The organism is Shewanella oncorhynchi (assembly GCF_012584455.1).
Classification (GTDB): domain Bacteria; phylum Pseudomonadota; class Gammaproteobacteria; order Enterobacterales; family Shewanellaceae; genus Shewanella; species Shewanella oncorhynchi.
This window is the reverse complement of record NZ_JABAEB010000004.1, coordinates 285,070-302,705: the sequence shown is the minus strand read 5'-3', so window position 1 is coordinate 302,705 and position 17,636 is coordinate 285,070. Positions and strand designations below refer to the sequence as shown.

At 42.7% G+C, this 17,636-nt stretch carries 14 protein-coding genes; 11 read left to right on the top strand and 3 right to left on the bottom strand.

From position 1 onward, the window contains the following. The first annotated feature begins 12 nt into the window (after positions 1-12). The 7 genes from HGO26_RS08040 to HGO26_RS08010 all read left to right on the top strand — a co-directional run bounded on the left by HGO26_RS08040 (position 13) and on the right by HGO26_RS08010 (position 6,914). Positions 13-2,259, top strand: a complete 2,247-nt coding sequence (locus HGO26_RS08040; protein WP_168824452.1) for a chemotaxis protein CheA — start codon at positions 13-15, stop codon at positions 2,257-2,259. Positions 2,260-2,279: 20 nt separating this feature from the next. Then, positions 2,280-3,407: a protein-glutamate methylesterase/protein-glutamine glutaminase gene (locus tag HGO26_RS08035; protein WP_168824450.1), complete on the top strand. Its 1,128-nt coding sequence runs from the start codon at positions 2,280-2,282 to the stop codon at positions 3,405-3,407. A 13-nt stretch (positions 3,408-3,420) separates the two neighbouring features. Further along, positions 3,421-3,942 carry a membrane anchored protein in chemotaxis locus gene (locus HGO26_RS08030; protein WP_105253086.1) on the top strand — a complete coding sequence of 174 codons (522 nt, stop codon included), beginning with the start codon at positions 3,421-3,423 and terminating at the stop codon, positions 3,940-3,942. 70 nt (positions 3,943-4,012) lie between these two features. Further along, a complete protein-coding gene (locus HGO26_RS08025; protein WP_028761170.1) occupies positions 4,013-4,804 on the top strand; it encodes a ParA family protein in 792 nt (263 codons plus the stop codon). After that, positions 4,788-5,783: a chemotaxis protein CheW gene (locus HGO26_RS08020; protein ID WP_168824448.1), complete on the top strand. Its 996-nt coding sequence runs from the start codon at positions 4,788-4,790 to the stop codon at positions 5,781-5,783. Before HGO26_RS08025 ends, HGO26_RS08020 begins: the two co-directional genes overlap by 17 nt. Positions 5,784-5,790: 7 nt before the next feature. After that, entirely contained in the window at positions 5,791-6,285 is a 495-nt protein-coding gene (locus tag HGO26_RS08015; protein WP_006082380.1) for a chemotaxis protein CheW, read from the top strand. A 230-nt stretch (positions 6,286-6,515) separates the two neighbouring features. After that, positions 6,516-6,914 carry a DUF2802 domain-containing protein gene (locus HGO26_RS08010; RefSeq protein WP_028761168.1) on the top strand — a complete coding sequence of 133 codons (399 nt, stop codon included), beginning with the start codon at positions 6,516-6,518 and terminating at the stop codon, positions 6,912-6,914. A 53-nt stretch (positions 6,915-6,967) separates the two neighbouring features. Here the strand turns inward: HGO26_RS08010 and HGO26_RS08005 are convergent, their stop codons facing one another. Next, a complete protein-coding gene (locus HGO26_RS08005) occupies positions 6,968-7,276 on the bottom strand; it encodes an EscU/YscU/HrcU family type III secretion system export apparatus switch protein (protein ID WP_168824446.1) in 309 nt (102 codons plus the stop codon). 61 nt (positions 7,277-7,337) lie between these two features. Continuing rightward, a complete protein-coding gene (locus HGO26_RS08000; protein ID WP_168824445.1) occupies positions 7,338-9,245 on the bottom strand; it encodes a hypothetical protein in 1,908 nt (635 codons plus the stop codon). 219 nt (positions 9,246-9,464) lie between these two features. Between HGO26_RS08000 and HGO26_RS07995 the strand changes: the two genes are divergently transcribed. Together HGO26_RS07995 and HGO26_RS07990 are read left to right on the top strand one after the other, a co-directional pair. After that, on the top strand, positions 9,465-10,250 hold the full coding sequence (locus tag HGO26_RS07995) for an MlaA family lipoprotein (protein WP_028761165.1): 786 nt from the start codon (positions 9,465-9,467) through the stop codon (positions 10,248-10,250). A 121-nt stretch (positions 10,251-10,371) separates the two neighbouring features. Continuing rightward, the gene (locus HGO26_RS07990) at positions 10,372-11,475 is read left to right on the top strand and encodes a response regulator (protein WP_131523097.1); all 1,104 of its coding nucleotides are present in this window, start codon (positions 10,372-10,374) and stop codon (positions 11,473-11,475) included. A 117-nt stretch (positions 11,476-11,592) separates the two neighbouring features. On the opposite strand, the gene HGO26_RS07985 is transcribed toward HGO26_RS07990, so the two are convergent. Then, positions 11,593-13,098: a peptide MFS transporter gene (locus HGO26_RS07985; protein WP_168824443.1), complete on the bottom strand. Its 1,506-nt coding sequence runs from the start codon at positions 13,096-13,098 to the stop codon at positions 11,593-11,595. Positions 13,099-13,570: 472 nt separating this feature from the next. Here HGO26_RS07985 and rfaH point away from each other — a divergent pair, with 472 nt between their 5' ends. Both rfaH and HGO26_RS07975 read left to right on the top strand, forming a co-directional pair. Further along, positions 13,571-14,077, top strand: coding sequence for a transcription/translation regulatory transformer protein RfaH (gene rfaH, locus HGO26_RS07980; protein WP_168824441.1), 507 nt, complete (start codon positions 13,571-13,573; stop codon positions 14,075-14,077). 686 nt (positions 14,078-14,763) lie between these two features. After that, positions 14,764-17,502, top strand: a complete 2,739-nt coding sequence (locus HGO26_RS07975) for an SLBB domain-containing protein (protein WP_168824439.1) — start codon at positions 14,764-14,766, stop codon at positions 17,500-17,502. The last annotated feature ends 134 nt before the right edge of the window (positions 17,503-17,636 follow it).

The window sequence follows — 17,636 nt, the reverse complement described above, 5'->3', positions numbered from 1 at the left end:
GGAGTCAATTTGATGGCCTTTGATGTAGATGAAGAGATACTCCAGGACTTTTTAATCGAAGCCGGTGAAATTTTAGAGCTTCTGCAAGAGCAACTCGTTGCGCTTGAAAATAATCCTGATGATACTAACTTGCTGAACGCCATTTTCCGAGGTTTTCATACCGTTAAAGGTGGTGCTGGCTTTCTTAGCTTAACTCCCATGGTTGATGTTTGTCATGAGGCTGAGAATACCTTCGATTTATTGCGGACAGGCAAGCGTAGCGTTAACGCAGAGTTGATGGATATTATTTTGCAGGCTGTTGATGCAATTAATACTATGTTTGCGCAAACCCAGCAGGGCGAACAACAAGACCCCGCCGATTCAGGTTTGTTAGCGAGACTTAAAATGCTCAGTTCAGGTGCACCTTTGCCATCTGAAGTCGCTTCTGCCAAGGTTGCAGAGCCAGAACCTGTTGTAGAAGTCATTATTGATACTCCTACCCTTCAAGAAATCCCTGCTGACATAAGTGATAACTCATCTTCCATTGAAAATACGTCTTCAAGTATTGATGATATCAATGATGCTGAATTTGAAGCTTTATTGGATGCGCTTCATGGTTCAGGAAAGGGACCAGCGGTCGCTGCTACCACATTTGTATCTGAGCCTGTTGCTGTCAAGCCTGCTGCACCAATTAAAACACCTTCAACATCAGGTGATGACATCACTGATGATGAGTTCGAGGCGTTACTGGATGAACTTCATGGCTCAGGTAAATTTAAAGCTGAGGCTGAAGTGCCTGTTAAGCCTAAGGTTGTGGCAACACCTGCGCCTCAACCGATTGTAGATGCTGATGAAATTACCGATGATGAGTTTGAGCGATTACTCGACGAACTCCACGGGAAAGGCGGAGCACCTGCGAAAGCCGAAGTCAAAGCGCCTACGCCCCCTGTTTCGACTGTAGCACCTACTGCTGCACTACATGCTGCGCCAGTTAAAGCCGCAGTACCAGCTCCTGCTCCAGTCGTTGCTGCAAAGCCTAAGGTGGAAATTGCGGTTGTCGATAAAGCTCCTGCTAAGGCTAGCTCTGCGAATGTGCCTCAGGGTGAAACAACAGTACGTGTAGATACTGCACGACTCGACCAGATCATGAATATGGTGGGTGAGTTAGTGTTAGTGCGTAATCGATTGGTGAGCTTAGGCATCAGTCGTGATGATGAGGAGATGTCGAAAGCTCTCGCGAACTTAGATCTCGTTACTGCCGATTTGCAAGGCGCTGTGATGAAAACCCGTATGCAACCGATCAAGAAAGTGTTTGGTCGTTTCCCTCGGGTGGTACGTGATCTTGCTCGTACACTAAACAAAGAAATTGATTTGATCATGGTCGGTGAAGAAACTGACTTAGATAAAAACCTCGTTGAAGCGCTTGCCGATCCACTCGTCCACTTAGTGCGTAACTCTGTGGACCATGGTATCGAGATGCCAAACGAGCGTGAAGCTAGTGGTAAGCCAAGAACGGGAACGATTACCTTATCTGCAAGTCAGGAAGGCGACCATATACTGCTGAAAATCGAAGACGATGGCGCAGGCATGGATCCTGAAAAACTCAAAAAAATCGCCATAAATCGTGGTGTGCTCGATGAAGATTCTGCTTCGCGGATGACAGATAGCGAAGCCTATAATTTGATTTTTGCACCAGGTTTTTCAACTAAAGTTGAGATTTCAGATATTTCAGGCCGTGGTGTTGGGATGGACGTGGTAAAAACTCGTATCACCCAGCTGAATGGCACTGTACATATTGATTCCATGAAAGGTAAGGGAACGATACTTGAGATTAAAGTACCGTTAACACTGGCGATTATGCCTACCTTAATGGTCGATGTCGCTAAACAAGTGTTCGCATTACCTCTATCTAGCGTGAATGAGATTTTCCATCTCGATCTCACAAAAACCAATATTGTTGATGGGCAACTGACTGTCATAGTGCGTAATAAGGCCGTACCTTTGTTCTATTTGGAACACTGGCTACATAGAAACAAAACGACCTTTAAACATGGCGATAAAAAGCATGGTCATGTGGTTATCGTGCAATTAGGCATGATGCAAATTGGTTTTGTAGTGGATGCCTTAATAGGACAAGAAGAGGTTGTTATTAAACCTCTTGGCGCTATGTTACATGGCACTCCTGGGATGGCTGGTGCGACAATTACATCGGATGGTGGTATTGCACTGATCTTAGATGTTCCTGGATTGCTAAAGCATTATGCGAAAAGTAAGAATTAGTTTCCAAGCTAAGGAATGGAATGGCCATTAAAGTATTAGTCGTTGATGACTCAAGTTTTTTCAGACGACGTGTTAGTGAAATAGTCAATCAAGATCCTGAACTGGAAGTTATCGCGACGGCCTCAAATGGGGCCGAAGCGGTGAAGTTGGCTGCTGAGCTTAATCCCCAAGTTATCACTATGGATATTGAGATGCCTGTCATGGATGGTATTACTGCTGTTCGTGAAATCATGGCTAAGTGTCCGACTCCGATCTTGATGTTTTCTTCTTTAACCCATGATGGCGCTAAAGCAACGTTAGACGCTTTAGATGCTGGTGCATTAGATTTTCTACCTAAACGTTTTGAAGATATTGCGACCAACAAAGATGATGCCATTTTATTGTTGCAACAAAGAGTTAAGGCATTGGGACGACGCAGAATGTTTCGTCCGATTGCACGTCCTGTAGTCGCGTCAACACCTAGTTTGCGTCCAACAGGTAGCGTTTTAGGTACAACGAGTATATCGGCTCATACGCCTGTCGCAGCTCCTGTTAGAACGTCAACGGCAACGACGATTCGTGCAAGTGGTAAGCAGTATAAATTATTGCTGATCGGTACATCTACTGGTGGTCCGGTTGCGCTGCAAAAAATACTCACGCAGTTTCCAGCAAACTATCCGCACCCAATTCTATTAATTCAGCATATGCCAGCAGCTTTTACCCCTGCATTTGCGAGTCGTTTAAATGGCTTATGTAAAATTGAAGTAAAAGAGGCCGCTAATGGCGATCTTCTTAAACCGGGTTGTGCATATTTAGCGCCAGGTGGTATGCAAATGATGGTTGAACGTACTGGAGCAAGTGGCCGATTAAAAGTTATCGCAGGCAGTGCTGATATGAATTATAAGCCCTGTGTGGATATCACCTTTGCTTCTGCTTCTAAAGCCTTTAGTGGTGATGTGCTTGCTGTTGTATTAACTGGCATGGGGGCGGATGGCAGAGAAGGCGCACGTATGTTGAAAGCTGTAGGCGCTACCATTTGGGCGCAAGATGAAGCCAGTTGTGTGGTTTATGGTATGCCACAAGCCGTTGCGAGTGCAGGGATTGCCACCCAGTCGATAGCCTTAGACAGCATGGCCGAATGTATTTTAAAAGAGTCTGTTCGTGTCTAAAAATCAATATCCGATGAGCACAAATAGTGTGCTCATCATCTTGTTGATGGGCATAGCCATTTTGGTTCTTGGGGCCTTAAGCCTTGATTACAAGCGTAAGAATAGTTTGCTGCAGGCGGATGTAAAACGTTTGGAATCGACTCAGGTGTTGTTAATGGTACCTGACGAACAGGCTGAGGCTATTGCAACTTGGTTAGCGTCTCATCCAGATCAGACTAAAGCAATGTTGCAATTAGCGGCTCCGGGTGAGCAGAAGGCTGTAGCGATTGGTCCTGAGCCGGTACAAAATAGCATTCCGCCTTTGCTGGGCAAACCAGATACTGAAATAGATACGGCGAAGGAAAAAACTAATCTGGAATCCTCTATTCCTAAACAGCTTCAAGCGCCAGAAAAAGAGGTTAAAGCTGTTTCTCAGACAATTGCCCCCCAAAATGCAGAGATGCTGCCCGTGGTGATATCTGAGAATGCCGATGGTGTCAAAGTGATTAGTTTGCCTAATGGCGGCATTCGAGTCACGACCAGAAAAGAGCAGTAATTTTTAGAATTTGTGAACTCACAATTTTCTAGTTCATTAGCATATTAACCAGTATAGGTAGGGTCACTTCTTGAAAGTCTGGACCATAGCGAATCAAAAAGGTGGCGTAGGTAAAACCACGACGGTAGCGAGTTTAGCGGGAACATTAGCTAAGCGTGGCAAGCGTGTTCTTATGATAGATACCGATCCACATGCTTCGTTAGGTTATTACTTAGGTATTGATTCTGAAGAGGTTCCAGGCTCGTTGTTTGATGTTTTTCTTGCCCATAAAAACCTTTCTAAGGAACTCGTTTTATCCCATGTTGTGCCAACCTTAGTCGATGGTTTAGATTTATTACCTGCAACTATGGCATTGGCTACCTTAGACAGAGCCTTAGGTCATCAAGAAGGAATGGGATTAGTACTACGTAATTTATTAGCACTGGTTGCTGATGATTATGATGTTGCTATCGTTGATTGCCCACCCGTACTCGGGGTATTAATGGTCAATGCGCTTGCGGCAAGTCAGCATATCATTATTCCTGTGCAGACGGAGTTTCTTGCCATTAAAGGGCTAGAGCGGATGATTAAAACAATGGAGTTAATGGGGCGATCTAAGAAGACGCGCTACAGTTACACTGTTGTGCCAACCATGTACGATAAACGCACCAAAGCATCACCTGCGGCTTTGCAAGTTCTTGGTGCCGAATACAGTGATACTTTGTGGAAAGACGTTATTCCAGTAGACACTAAGTTTAGAGATGCCAGTTTGGCACATTTGCCAGCATCGCATTATGCGAGTGGTTGCCGCGGCGTTAAAGCCTATGAAAGATTATTAGATTTCTTATTAGTTGGGGAGTTTGGCCATGTCAAAATCGGTTGATGAAACTGTTTTTGATTTTTTCGCATTATTGCTACAGGAAGACGACAGTCCAAACCAGATTGTTTCCCCTCAAAGCATTGTAAAAGCAGACTCAAATCAAAATGTTGCCGTTAATCAAACGGAGGCAGCATTGCTCGATGCGGCTATTTTGGCTGAAAATGGTCGCACTGCCGCACCGCAGAATGTAGAGAAGGCCATAACGCCTACTGCGCAGTTGCAGCCAAAAGCGGCGCCAAGACAACATGAGTTTGTTGCTCCGGTAAGCCAGGTTGTAGCTCAAGTGAATAAGCAAGCGTTAGAGAAATTACTAGCGCCAGTACTAAAGACTGCAAGGTTAGAACCGATACCACCTTCAGTAGAGATAGCGCCACCTATTGATGTTCAACCTGTTGTGGTGGAAGTACCACAAGCTCAGCCTGTTGTTAATGAAACCGTTGTTGATGAAATCGTTGAGCCAGTGGTTGTGCCAGAAACACAAGTCGGCATTACGCCTCCTAGTGTGACAAAAGATTTGCAAGAAGTGCTCGATGATGAGTTTCAGGTACTATTCTTTAAAGTAGCAGGGCTGACATTGGCTGTGCCTTTGGTGAGTTTAGGTGGAATAGTAAAAGTTGAGCGGATAAACCACATCTTTGGTCGACCCGCATGGTTTCTTGGTGTACAGACGCATAGGGAGGAACAATTGAACATTGTCGACACTTGTGCGTGGGTTATGCCAGAAAAATACACAGATAAACTGGCGCAATCGGTAAATTATCAATATCTTGTATTATTAGAAGGCAGTAACTGGGGATTGACTTGTGAGTCCTTGGTCAATGCGGTAAAAATTAATAAATCGCAAGTCAACTGGCGTAGTCAAGCGGGTAAACGCCCTTGGTTAGCGGGTGTAGTGAAAGAACAGATGTGTGGCATTTTGCACGTACAAGCCTTAGTTGAAATGCTTAATGCGGGTTTAGGTTGTCAGGACTCAATTGGTTGAGGTAAACATGAAAGATACAAGAAATGTAGCAGCAGTCGCTGCAAGTAAAGATGATGCAGTATTACAATGGGTTACCTTTAAGTTGGACCATGAAACTTACGGTATAAACGTAATGCAAGTGCAGGAAGTGCTGCGTTATACTGAAATTGCCCCCGTACCTGGTGCCCCCTATTATGTTCTAGGCATCATTAACTTGCGTGGTAATGTTGTCACTGTAATTGATACCCGCTCACGTTTTGGATTGCAGTCTGCTGAAGTTGATGATTCAACCCGAATCGTTATCATCGAAGCTGAAAAGCAGGTCATTGGTATCTTAGTTGATAGTGTTGCAGAAGTGGTTTATTTGCGCCGCTCTGAAATTGACAATGCGCCTAATGTTGGAACGGAAGAGAGTGCTAAGTTTATTCAAGGCGTGAGCAATCGCGACAATGAATTACTTATCTTAGTTGACCTCGACAAATTATTGTCCGATGAAGAATGGGCTGAGTTGACTCAGATCTAATCAATGAGTGTGATAAGGCTGAATGATTAGAATTCATTCAGCTATTTTGTTTATTTGCGAATAAATCGATGATGTTGAGTATTTACGATTTATGGATAGACGAAGTCTTTTTATTATAGCTTGAACAATGGCCAATTATATTGGTGACGTTAAGTGAGCACTTTGGAATAGATAACTCAATTGTAAGCCAGCTCCTAATCTATGGCTTTGAGTGAGTATAAGGATTTTTGATGGGCGATGAATTTTTGATCGCAGCGTTAGTCTATGTCATCGCATGCTTAGGGTTAGTACTCTTTTTACAAAAGCAATTGAGTAAATTAAGAAGCAAAGTTGAGGCATTGACTGTGTTAGTTAAAGAGGGCGATCGGCAGCGAGAGTCTTTTAAACGCGAATTGCAAGAATTACGCAGTGGCACAATCGGTGTAGGCCGTCGTGTTATTGAATTAGAGAAACGCATATTGCAACAGTCTGAACGGATTGAAGAGACGACTCAACAGGATCCACAGGCAAAACTTTATACTCGAGCCATGAAGATGGTCGCGCTTGGTGCTGGCGTTGACGAGTTGATTAAGGAATGCGAATTACCTAAAGCTGAAGCCGAGCTGTTGATCCGTCTGCATCGTAAGTAATCGGTAGCCAATTGAACACTAAAAGCTAATTTTTCTGAATTAGCTTTTTTATTTTATGCTTTCTCGACAATTTTTTTATGCATATTATTCCATTGCTCAGGAAATTTACCGTCGAGCATATACACAAATGCAATCAGTTCGGCGATAAGCAGGTAAAGCTCTTTGGGAATTTCTTCTCCTAATTCTAGCAATTGCAAAAAATGGCTCAGATGGGGATCTTGATGAATATAAATGCCGTTAGCCTTAGCTAAGGCAATAATTTCTTCTGCGATAAGCCCTTCACCAGTCGCAACTATTTTAGGAGCGTTACGGCCATCGTAGCTCAGTGCGACAGCTTGTTTAGGTTCACTCTCTTCACTCATATCGTTATTTCCAATGTTTTGTATAATGAACTCAATATTAGTGTTGGAACATTGTCACTCATTAAGCTTTTGTCTTTACGAGGAAATGATCACCAGGTAATAAGGTTGCTGGTACTTGCGCTATTTGAGTTGATAGTTCTCCAGGCGTAAAACCCAGTTGTGATAGTTTTTGGCTTAAGGGCGTTAAAAAGTTATTAACCTTATTAAGTAGTATCTGACTATTGCCTTTAAACTGGATATCTAATTGTTGATTGTGGTTTTGGGCTGAAATCAGCAGAGGTCCTTGTGCTAGATTAAACTTCAGTTGTAAACGCCATCCCATTTTTTTATCTGGGTCATCAGGATCGGCTTCTTGCTCAAATTTCCCTTCCAGTTGCTCCTGTCGTTGGTTAATGCCATAGGGCAGGGCGAAGAACCACACCAAATTGCCAGCGCTCTCATTACTTGCCTGTTGGTATAAATGCAGGTTAGAGGCTAATAGTCCCATGCTATCAAGGCCTCCTGCTTTGCTCAGTTGCCCAAGAAGTTTAGTGGAGAAGCCCACTTTAGCTTGTAACTGTTCAAGGTAGTCGGCAAGCTTTTTGCTCACGGAATTCGAATTGTTATTGGCTTTAAAGCCAAGTAGCAGCTGAAAAAGTGAGGTTATTGCACTCCCATTCATGAGCATTGAGGCTTGATTTGATTGAGGCGTAGCAAGATTTAGACTCGCTAGACCGAGAATATTGGCTTTGAGTTCATCGATATCATTTAATTGGCTCAGTGGTGGCAGCCCTAAATGCGGTAGGTGTTTCAATAACTCAGATGCTAAATTCGAGCTGCTATTAGAACGAGATAACTCAATAGGAAGTGCCCCCGCTTTATTGAACGCTTTTTGTAAGACATCAGCCACTTTTATCGAAGTGTCAGTCTTAGCATCATTGTCTTGTTGTTCACTCTTTTGGCTACTGGATCCTAAAATATTATTAAGTTTGTTTATGTCTGTAGGACTCACACTTAGGATTTCTTGTGATGTTTTTGAGCTTTGAGACAACCCGTTTTTGCTATTTACGTTTTCACCCATTTGTGATGCTGGTGATTGACCCACAAGCCGATTTTCAAGGGCTGAGTTTTGAGTGCTGATCTGACCTAAGTCTTTAGTTGTTGGCGTTATGACTTGCGCGTTAGAGATATTCTGTGAGCCAGTCGCAGTAGGCGCTGATGGAACATCACCTTTATTTTGAAGCTGCATAATATCGACTTTAGCCGTGATAATTTGTTTTGTGGGCTCAGGTAAAAAGTTGATATTTTCGAGTTTTTTTAGAAAGGACGCAATGATCTGGGCTGGTTCAATTTTCGCGATCACAAGATCAGAAGATGGTTTATTTGTGGGAACCTGAGTTTCATTTACTGGCGCCCCAATTATGATTTCGAGTTTGCTCTGTATTGGGGTGAGTAATAAAATAGGGCGCCCTTGTTGAAAGGCTATTTTCGCAATGAATTCACCTTGATTCAGCTGGGGTCCAGGATCTTGTGCTACAACGGTACCATTAGCAAATTGAAGCTCCTTGTTAACTATAGTGACGTTGGGTAATGGATAGCCCTGTGTGCGAGCCGCGAGTGCAGAAAGCTGCGTCTGAGAGATGCCATTTTGTTGTGCCAGATTGATCACTGCCTCAGGAATTTTCAGTACGAGAGGTATAGCTAACGCAAGTAGTTGGCTAGTGGAGTTTTGCACTATCTTAGTTGGAGTTGAACTGTTCTGCGCATTGGGCGTGACTAAAAAGCTATTAGCAGTCAACAATATTTGCCGCTGTTGAGCATTAACTAGCTTTAAATTATATTCTGTACCGTTTAGAATAATACTATCTCCCTCAGGTGATGTTTGCACCTGAACTGGAATGGGGCGTGGAGTAGCATTGAGGGCATCAGTGTTAGCCATCGCAGTGTGTAACTGCGAATTTTGACTGCTGACAAGTGGAATCGACTCCATTTAATGACCTTATATAGTTTATCCTGCGATACATTCGTTTAGTAAAATTAACAATTGACCAATTTTTTTTGCCAAGTATGCTTATGCGCCTTGTGACAAAGGAACTGTCATACTGGATAGTATGCCACTAAGACGAATTATCTTTATATCGTCATTTTTGTATTGTCACTTTAGCGAAAATTTGATGTCTAAACTGTACATTTATATTAAGAGAGCGATATGAAGTTAAAATGGATGGGATTATCTTTGGGGTTAATGCTGTTGCCTAAAGTGCAATCGGCTGAAGTATCCCTATCAGATACCATTCAGCAGGAAACACCTGCTAAGGTACAAATTACCTATGATGATCCCCGCGATCCGTTCGAAGGCTTTAACCGAGCTATGTGGGACTTCAACTATCTCTACCTAGATAGATATTTATATCGTCCTGTAGCCCATGGTTATAACGATTATATTCCTACACCTGCTAAAACAGGTATCAATAACTTTGTGCAGAATTTAGAGGAACCTAGCAGCTTAGTAAACAATGTGCTGCAGGGCAAGTGGGGCTGGGCGGCTAATGCTGGTGGACGCTTTACAATCAATTCTACTGTCGGCTTATTAGGTGTCATTGATGTTGCTGACATGATGGGTATGAGCCGCAAGCAAGATGAGTTTAATGAAGTGCTCGGTTATTATGGGGTGCCTAATGGACCTTACTTCATGGCGCCATTTGCGGGTCCTTATGTTGTGCGAGAACTCGCGTCTGATTGGGTTGATGGTCTATACTTCCCATTGTCTGAGTTAACAATGTGGCAATCCATTGTTAAATGGGGACTTAAAAACCTTCATTCTAGAGCATCAGCAATCGATCAAGAGCGACTTGTTGATAATGCACTCGATCCCTATGCCTTTGTCAAAGATGCATATTTACAGCACATGGACTATAAAGTCTATGATGGTAATGTCCCTCAAAAGCAAGATGATGATGAGTTGCTCGATCAGTATATGCAGGAGCTTGAGTAACCCTATTGGCCGTACTTGGCAGCATTTGTCTTTAGTCATCAAATGCTAGCCTTGTTAAATTTTGTTATTGGCATATTCACTTGAGTAATGGCTATGCGATGAACTTTATTCGGGAACCTTTATGGCGTTAAATGGTGTTGCGGTTCTTTTAGTTGAAGATGACCCCGTGTTTAGGCAGATTGTTGCAAGCTTTCTCGATAGCAGAGGTGCGCAAGTCACACAAGCCTGTGATGGTGAACAAGGATTGTCAGTTTTTAAATCGCAGCGCTTCGATATTGTTCTCGCAGACTTGAGTATGCCTAAGCTCGGTGGGCTCGATATGCTTAAGGAAATGACAAGGTTAGCACCTTTAGTACCTTCTATCGTGATCTCGGGTAATAATGTCATGGCTGACGTCGTAGAAGCCTTACGCATTGGCGCAAGTGATTATCTCGTTAAGCCAGTATCTGATTTATTTATTATTGAACAAGCCATTAAACAAAGCCTTCATAGTTCCTACATTGATGATACTCAAGCCGCAGATTTTGACGCGCTATCCCACCAAGAATTAAGTGATAATCTAGCATTGCTTGAGCAAAGTGTTGCTGCAGCAAAACAAGTTCAGCAACAACTCTTTCCCGCTTCAAATATTAGTTATCCGGCAGCCAAGGTTGACTATAGCCTTTATAAAAATAGCGATATAAGCAGTTATTTCATTGATTCAACTATGGTTGGTAGTGATCACCTGATTATGTACATGGCCCATTTGTATCCTGAGGATAATCGAGCTGCGTTTGCCTGCGTTCTGCTCAGAAGTTTTGTTAATCAGAAACTTAAAGATTTTCGAAATGGTCAGAGTCAAAGCATTATTGAACCCTTTAACATGATGAGCTATTTGAACGAGCGTTTAGTGAAATCTGGTCTCGATATTAAAGCCGATATGATTTATGTTGCCATTGAGCTAACTAAGTACCGAGCGGCTATTGCACAGGCGGGTAAGGGGCTGCGTTGTTATCTGCGTAATGACGAGGGATTAAGCCCGTTAGCACTGTCTGAGAGTCTGCAGCTTGGCGTGTTAGACTGGGGTAAACCGAGTATTCAGTTCCGCAGTATTTTACCGCAAGAACAGTTATGTATTGCGACAAGTGAGCCTGGGCATAAACAAGCTTTACTTGATAACAAGTTTAAGGGCTTAGTCTATGATGCAACGCTACCTGCTGGTGGTTTTCTACAGTTAAGCCTTTAGTTTTTAGACGCTTTGACGAAATTGAGTATATAACCGAATAGCTGACTTAACAAAAACGCCTTACTCTTGCGAGTAAGGCGTTTTGTTTTAACAATCAAAAACAGTCGAACAGGATTATTAACGTTTTATCGCTTCATGTTCAGCCGTCACTGCAATTTCGCTTTCTAAGGCTTCAGCTTCAGTGTGATGCTTGGTTTCTGCGCCATGCATCCAATCGACTAATTTGTCAGCCATAAAATACAGGATCACGCCAGACAGGGCCGCTGTAATCGCGATACCAGCAAAAATTGACATAGCATTAGCAAGTTGTTCCTCTTTGCCACCACCGTGACCAATCAAAGAGCCTACGACCCCAGCAACCTTGTTCGCCATCGCAATAAACAGGAACCAAGCGCCCATCATCAAAGAGGCAATACGCAGTGGAGCAAGTTTAGTCACCATAGATAAGCCAATAGGTGACAAACATAATTCACCCATAGTATGGAAGAAATAAGCACCCACTAACCACCACATGCTTGATTTAGCTGTAGGATCGCTACCCATCTCAACCACAGCGCCAATCATGAACAAGAAGCCAATCGCCAATAAGAACAAACCTAAGGCAAATTTCACTGGTGAGTTAGGTTCATTTTTACCTAAACGGATCCAGATAGAAGCAATTACAGGGGCAAATAACACAATAAAAATAGCGTTTAGCGATTGGAAATAAGTCGTGGGCACTTCCCAAGTACCTATGTAACGGTCAGTAAACTCATTGGTAAATAAGTTCATTAACCCGCCCGCTTGTTCAAAGCCCGCCCAGAAAATAATAGTGAACAAACCCAGCACCATAATCACCTTGAGACGATCACGCTCAATTTTAGTAAGTGGTTCTTTACGGGTATTGCCTAGCTCAGCCTGGCGTTCACGTTCCAGCTTGGCCGCTGGCACGGTACCAATGTTACCTAACAGTTTTTGAGCAAATAAAAATTGAATCACCAGCGATAGCAGCATACCAATACCAGCACAGAAGAAACCTGCCTGCCAGTTATTAACAAAAACCTCTTGGCCATTAACCATTTCAGTGTGGCCAAAGCTAGTATAAGCCCAAGCAACAATAAAGCCGGATAATGCCGCACCTAAATTGATTCCCATATAGAAAATAGTAAATGCACCATCGCGACGGTGATCACCTTCCTCGTAGAGATCGCCCACCATAGTGGAAATGTTCGGCTTAAACAAACCATTACCCAGAATGAGGGTACCTAAACCGATATAAAAAATGGTCGTTTCAATACCAGGAAACCAAGCATGAGGCGCAGCTAGCATAAATTGGCCAGCCGCCATTAACGCACCACCAAAATAAATGGCTTTGCGCTGACCCAGAAAATTATCAGCTAACCAACCACCAATCAGCGGCGTTAAATACACTAACGCAGTAAAAGTACCATACAAGGATAAAGCGTCAGCTTGGCTAAATCCTAAGCCGCCACCGCCTTGTTTACCCACCTGATCAACTAAATACAGTACCAAAATGGCACGCATTGCATAATAACTAAATCGTTCCCAAAGTTCTGTTGTAAACAGCAGGAACAATCCCTTGGGATGCCCAAGCATCGTTCCTTGTGGTTTTGCTACGCTCATGAAGTCTTCCACCTTAAGCTCGTGATTGCCTGTGGGCCCCTGAAACAGGATGATGTCACCACAGAAAAATGGTTGTTGCTCGTCCCAATATCGCCTGCAGATTTATTCAACCATTAATTCCCGCTATAGGATTCATTAATTGTTGAATAACCGCTAGTTACGTATGGGTTATTGTTACGTTCTTATAATAAAAGTAATGTGTTTAGCAGTAAAATGAGTATTTTCGCTAAAATCCCACCTTATATACCCCTTAAAAGCAACCAAAGTCAATTTTGGTAAGCTAAGTGGTGACATTATCAGCAGTATAGTGTTGTGATTTTAATTATGAATTAGTTAATGTGATCGTCATTGTATGCATACCGAGCGAGAGACTGGAATAGTCGAAAAATTACTTCCACCGACTTGAGCATCTTTGCTATGATTGCGACCCGTGAATGGACGTCACTTATTTATAGGGTAGTGAGATTAGCTTATGAAGGCATGGTACCTTTTGTATTGTAAACCTCGTAGTGAAGCGAGAGCACAACAGAACTTAGCACTTCAAAATTTAGAGACATATTTGCCTATGGTCTCTGAAGAGAAATCTCAGCGCGGGCGCAAACAAGTTTTTCGTGTACCACTATTTCCAAATTATTTATTCATCAATTTTGACCCAAGCCAGACAAGTGTCAGGCAGGTCCATTCTACTCGTGGTGTGAATCGAATCGTTAATTGTCAAGAGAAAATGACGCCCATTGACGACAGAATTATCCATGCCATTCGCATGAAAGAATTAACGCCTTCCCAAACAGTATTGGCCGAAGCACTAGAGCTAAAAACGGGGGAAAAAATTCGTTTTACAGATGGGCCCTTTGTTGATCTCGAAGGCATTTTTCAAGAAAAATGCCCAAATAAACGTTGCCATGTTCTTTTTAACATTATGGGGCAGATAAAGACGGTTACTGTACCACAGCAAAGTGTAGAACGAATTTGTGTTTAAGTGCGTAAGTACAAACCTATTTGTAAGAATAATGCTCAGTATTCTGTAAGATATTAGCTATCCTTGAAGTTGATAAAGTATTTACCAAAGTGGCAAGGTGCTTAATATTTAATTAAAAATCAATTGGTTGGTTTTGTTTAAGGTTTGTTGTTACATTTTTAAAATGTAACCTGTTAAGGTGTGATCTTAAAAACGGCTGTTTGAACATTAAGTGTTCTATCGTTAGTGAATCTTTGAAGTAAGATTCTATAATCATAAAGTTAGAATATAAGCTCTTATCTTATGTGTTTGCATCCTATGGTTAAGGTATTTTGCTAGCGTAACTAGATTTAGTTTCGCCCTGTAACTGGATGAGTGTAGAGCTTAACTATTCTTATAAAGTAGTTTATGTAAATGAAAAATATGAATTTTCGCATTGCGAAGGGCAATATAGAAGCCGCAATCTATGGGCGGTAGCGTGTCTGAAAGACATCGAATGAAATAGTTTCATTCGTTAAGCGGACGCCGAAGGCCTCTGACCGCTACGCGGATCGGTAGCTTGTCTGAAAGCAAAGAAGGACGGCCCGCTACTTCGTGGCTCTAGGTCGCTTCGCTCTAGACTCTAGCACCTAGCTATCGTGCAGTGACGCTCTGTTTTTTCTAGCAACTCTGCTTTTTATCATTTTCAATCCAATCGGAGATATCTGGTGTTACAACAAATCAAAAAATTCATCATAGTAGGCCTTGGCGCCACAATATTGATGGGCGCTCAGGTTCATGCCATTACGCCATCTCCACAAATGATTGAGCAGTTCAAGCAATTACCGAAATCTGAACAGGCAAGGCTTGCTAAGCAATACGGTATTGATCCTAATATGCTTTCAGGCTCTCAGGCCCAAACTCAGGTTACAAATCCTGAAGTCGTAGGGGTAAGAGACATCAATACTCGTGTGTCTGATGCCGATAAAAAAGCGGCTAAAGCTGAGTTAGATTTTTCTGAAGATACCAGCAAAATAAAATTGCGTCGTTTCGGTTATGAGATGTTTGCTGGTGAACCTAGCACATTTGCACCTGTGTCAGATGTACCTGTTCCGGGAGAGTACCTCGTTGGTCCAGGCGATAACATTAAAGTTCAGCTTTATGGTAAAGAAAATAAAGAGTATGACCTCGTCATTAACCGTGAGGGGGTTATTCAGTTCCCTGAGCTGGGTCCAATACCTGTTATGGGGCTTAGTTTCTCTGAGCTCAGAGACTCTTTATCCAAGCGTATTAGTCAGCAAATGATAGGCATTGAGTCCAACATCACTATGGGTGAGTTGCGCTCGATACGCATTTTTGTGGCTGGCGATGCCTATAAACCCGGTTCGTATACGGTTTCAAGTTTATCAACTATTACTCAGGCTTTGTTTGTTGCTGGTGGTGTTAACGAGATCGGTTCATTACGTAATGTACAGCTGAAACGTAATGGCAAACTAGTTGGTACTTTAGATCTTTATGACTTGCTAATGCGAGGTGATGCGTCGGGGGATTTAAGACTCCATTCTGGTGATGTGGTGTTTATTCCTTCTATCGGCGGCCTTGTAAGCGTAACTGGCGAAGTGAGACGTCCTGCCATTTATGAGTTAAAGCACAATGAGAGCATGGCTGACGTTATCGCAATGGCTGCTGGGTTAAATACAGGGGCATATCCTAAAAGCAGTTCAATAGAGCGTTATAATAGTAAATCTCTGAAAACCATAGTGAACGTAGACTTAACTTCTGAGCAAGGTCGAAATACACCAGCCAAAGCAGGTGATATTGTTCGCGTAAAAAGTGCGTCGGAGCAATACGAGAGTGCCATCACCATAGCCGGGGCTGTTGTTCGTCCGGGTAAATATCAATGGTTTGCTGGTCAAAAAGTGAGTGACGTATTACCTTCTCTGTGGGGGGACTTAGCGGCTTCTGCTGATCTCGATTATGCAATTGTGATCCGTGAAGTGAATCAGTACGGTGATATTGAAGTGCATCAATTCTCACCAGGGAAAGCGATTAGTGCCAAAGAAAGTCACCAAGATCTTAGCTTAAATGCGCGTGATAAAATCATCTTGTTTAATTTTTCAGATGATATACAAAATCGCTATGAGCTAAATAAATTAGTAAAAGAGCGTGTTGCAAAAGTCACTTCTTTAAATACGAGTAATCTTTTAGGTTCAGATTTATTTAAAGCTGGGTTTGTTCAACTCGATAAAACTAGGTTATCGCAACGTTCTGACCTTGCTGGTGTAGTGCTAACAGATAAGACAGAGTCTGAAGAAGCTGAGGTTGTTAAAGGCGTCGTCAATAAAATGTTGGCTAATTTATTTGACGATACAGAATTACTTAAACTCAGTAATCAGATGGGCCGTCAAGAGTTACTCTACCCAGTTATGGTTAAATTAAATAGCCAAGGGCGAGCTGGCTCGGGTATTCAAATTGTTGCTATTGATGGACAGGTCAGAGAGCCAGGAGTATATCCGCTGACTGTGGGTGCTCGTGTTAATGATTTAGTGATCGCTGCAGGTGGCTTAAAAGAAGGTGCTTATACCGCAAGAGCTGAATTAACCACCACCTCAACCGATATCAATGGCTCAAGAGTTGAGCATAATAATCTTGACTTGACTCAAGCCTTACAAGGAGTTGAAAGCGCGAATATCCGTTTAACTGGGCGTGACATGCTAACAGTGATGACGACTCCTGATTGGCAAGAATCTAAAGTTGTTGAAATTCGAGGCGAAGTAAAATTCCCTGGGCGCTACAATATCCGCCGCGGTGAAACACTAAATGATTTAATCGCTCGTGTCGGTGGGTTTACTGAATATGCTTATTTACCTTCTGCAGTATTTGTTCGGGATTCGGTGCGTCAACAAGAACAGATTGAGATTAAGAAGTTAGCCGATCAATTACGTCGTGATATCGCGACGCGTGGAGTATCTAAAGACGGTGCGGTTGTTAATTATGCTGATGCGCAATTAATGTTAGCCGATTTAGAAAATATAAAAGCGGTAGGGCGCCTCGTTGTCGACTTACCAGCAATTTCATTAGGGATTGAACAAGCTAATATACAGCTTGAAGATGCCGATATCCTCTATGTTCCATCGACTAAACAAACCATTGCAGTGATGGGAGAGGTCCAGCACCCCGCAACTCACAGATATAAAGATGGCTTAACTTTAGACCAATATTTAGCTATGTCAGGTGGTGCGCGTAAACGTGCAGATGAAGACCGCACTTACGTTATTCAAGCAAATGGCTCAGTACTCATGCCTGGTCGTTCGAGTTGGTTTAGTAGTGAAGATCAGTTACAACCGGGTGATACCATTATTGTGCCATTAGATACGGAATATAAAGATAACCTAAGCCTCTGGACACAGATCACGGGTATTATCTATAACACCGCCGTCGCTGTATCAGTTATCGCAGGGCTGTAGAACTAAGGGGCTAGGAAAGCCGCGTTGCGACTACAGAACGTCACTACGTGACTTGCGGATGTTACTAGGATAACGGAACGTCACTACGTGACTCACGGATAACGGAACGGGCTTCGCCCTTACGCTAAAAGCAT

Bases quoted from the DNA above. Each gene is read 5' to 3' on its own strand.
- HGO26_RS08040 (WP_168824452.1), top strand. From the start codon at position 13: ATGGCCTTTGATGTAGATGAAGAGATACTCCAGGACTTTTTAATCGAA.
- HGO26_RS08035 (WP_168824450.1), top strand. From the start codon at position 2,280: ATGGCCATTAAAGTATTAGTCGTTGATGACTCAAGTTTTTTCAGACGA.
- HGO26_RS08030 (WP_105253086.1), top strand. From the start codon at position 3,421: ATGAGCACAAATAGTGTGCTCATCATCTTGTTGATGGGCATAGCCATT.
- HGO26_RS08020 (WP_168824448.1), top strand. From the start codon at position 4,788: ATGTCAAAATCGGTTGATGAAACTGTTTTTGATTTTTTCGCATTATTG.
- HGO26_RS08015 (WP_006082380.1), top strand. From the start codon at position 5,791: ATGAAAGATACAAGAAATGTAGCAGCAGTCGCTGCAAGTAAAGATGAT.
- HGO26_RS08010 (WP_028761168.1), top strand. From the start codon at position 6,516: ATGGGCGATGAATTTTTGATCGCAGCGTTAGTCTATGTCATCGCATGC.
- HGO26_RS08005 (WP_168824446.1), bottom strand. From the start codon at position 7,276: ATGAGTGAAGAGAGTGAACCTAAACAAGCTGTCGCACTGAGCTACGAT.
- HGO26_RS08000 (WP_168824445.1), bottom strand. From the start codon at position 9,245: ATGGAGTCGATTCCACTTGTCAGCAGTCAAAATTCGCAGTTACACACT.
- HGO26_RS07995 (WP_028761165.1), top strand. From the start codon at position 9,465: ATGAAGTTAAAATGGATGGGATTATCTTTGGGGTTAATGCTGTTGCCT.
- HGO26_RS07990 (WP_131523097.1), top strand. From the start codon at position 10,372: ATGGCGTTAAATGGTGTTGCGGTTCTTTTAGTTGAAGATGACCCCGTG.
- HGO26_RS07985 (WP_168824443.1), bottom strand. From the start codon at position 13,098: ATGAGCGTAGCAAAACCACAAGGAACGATGCTTGGGCATCCCAAGGGA.
- rfaH (WP_168824441.1), top strand. From the start codon at position 13,571: ATGAAGGCATGGTACCTTTTGTATTGTAAACCTCGTAGTGAAGCGAGA.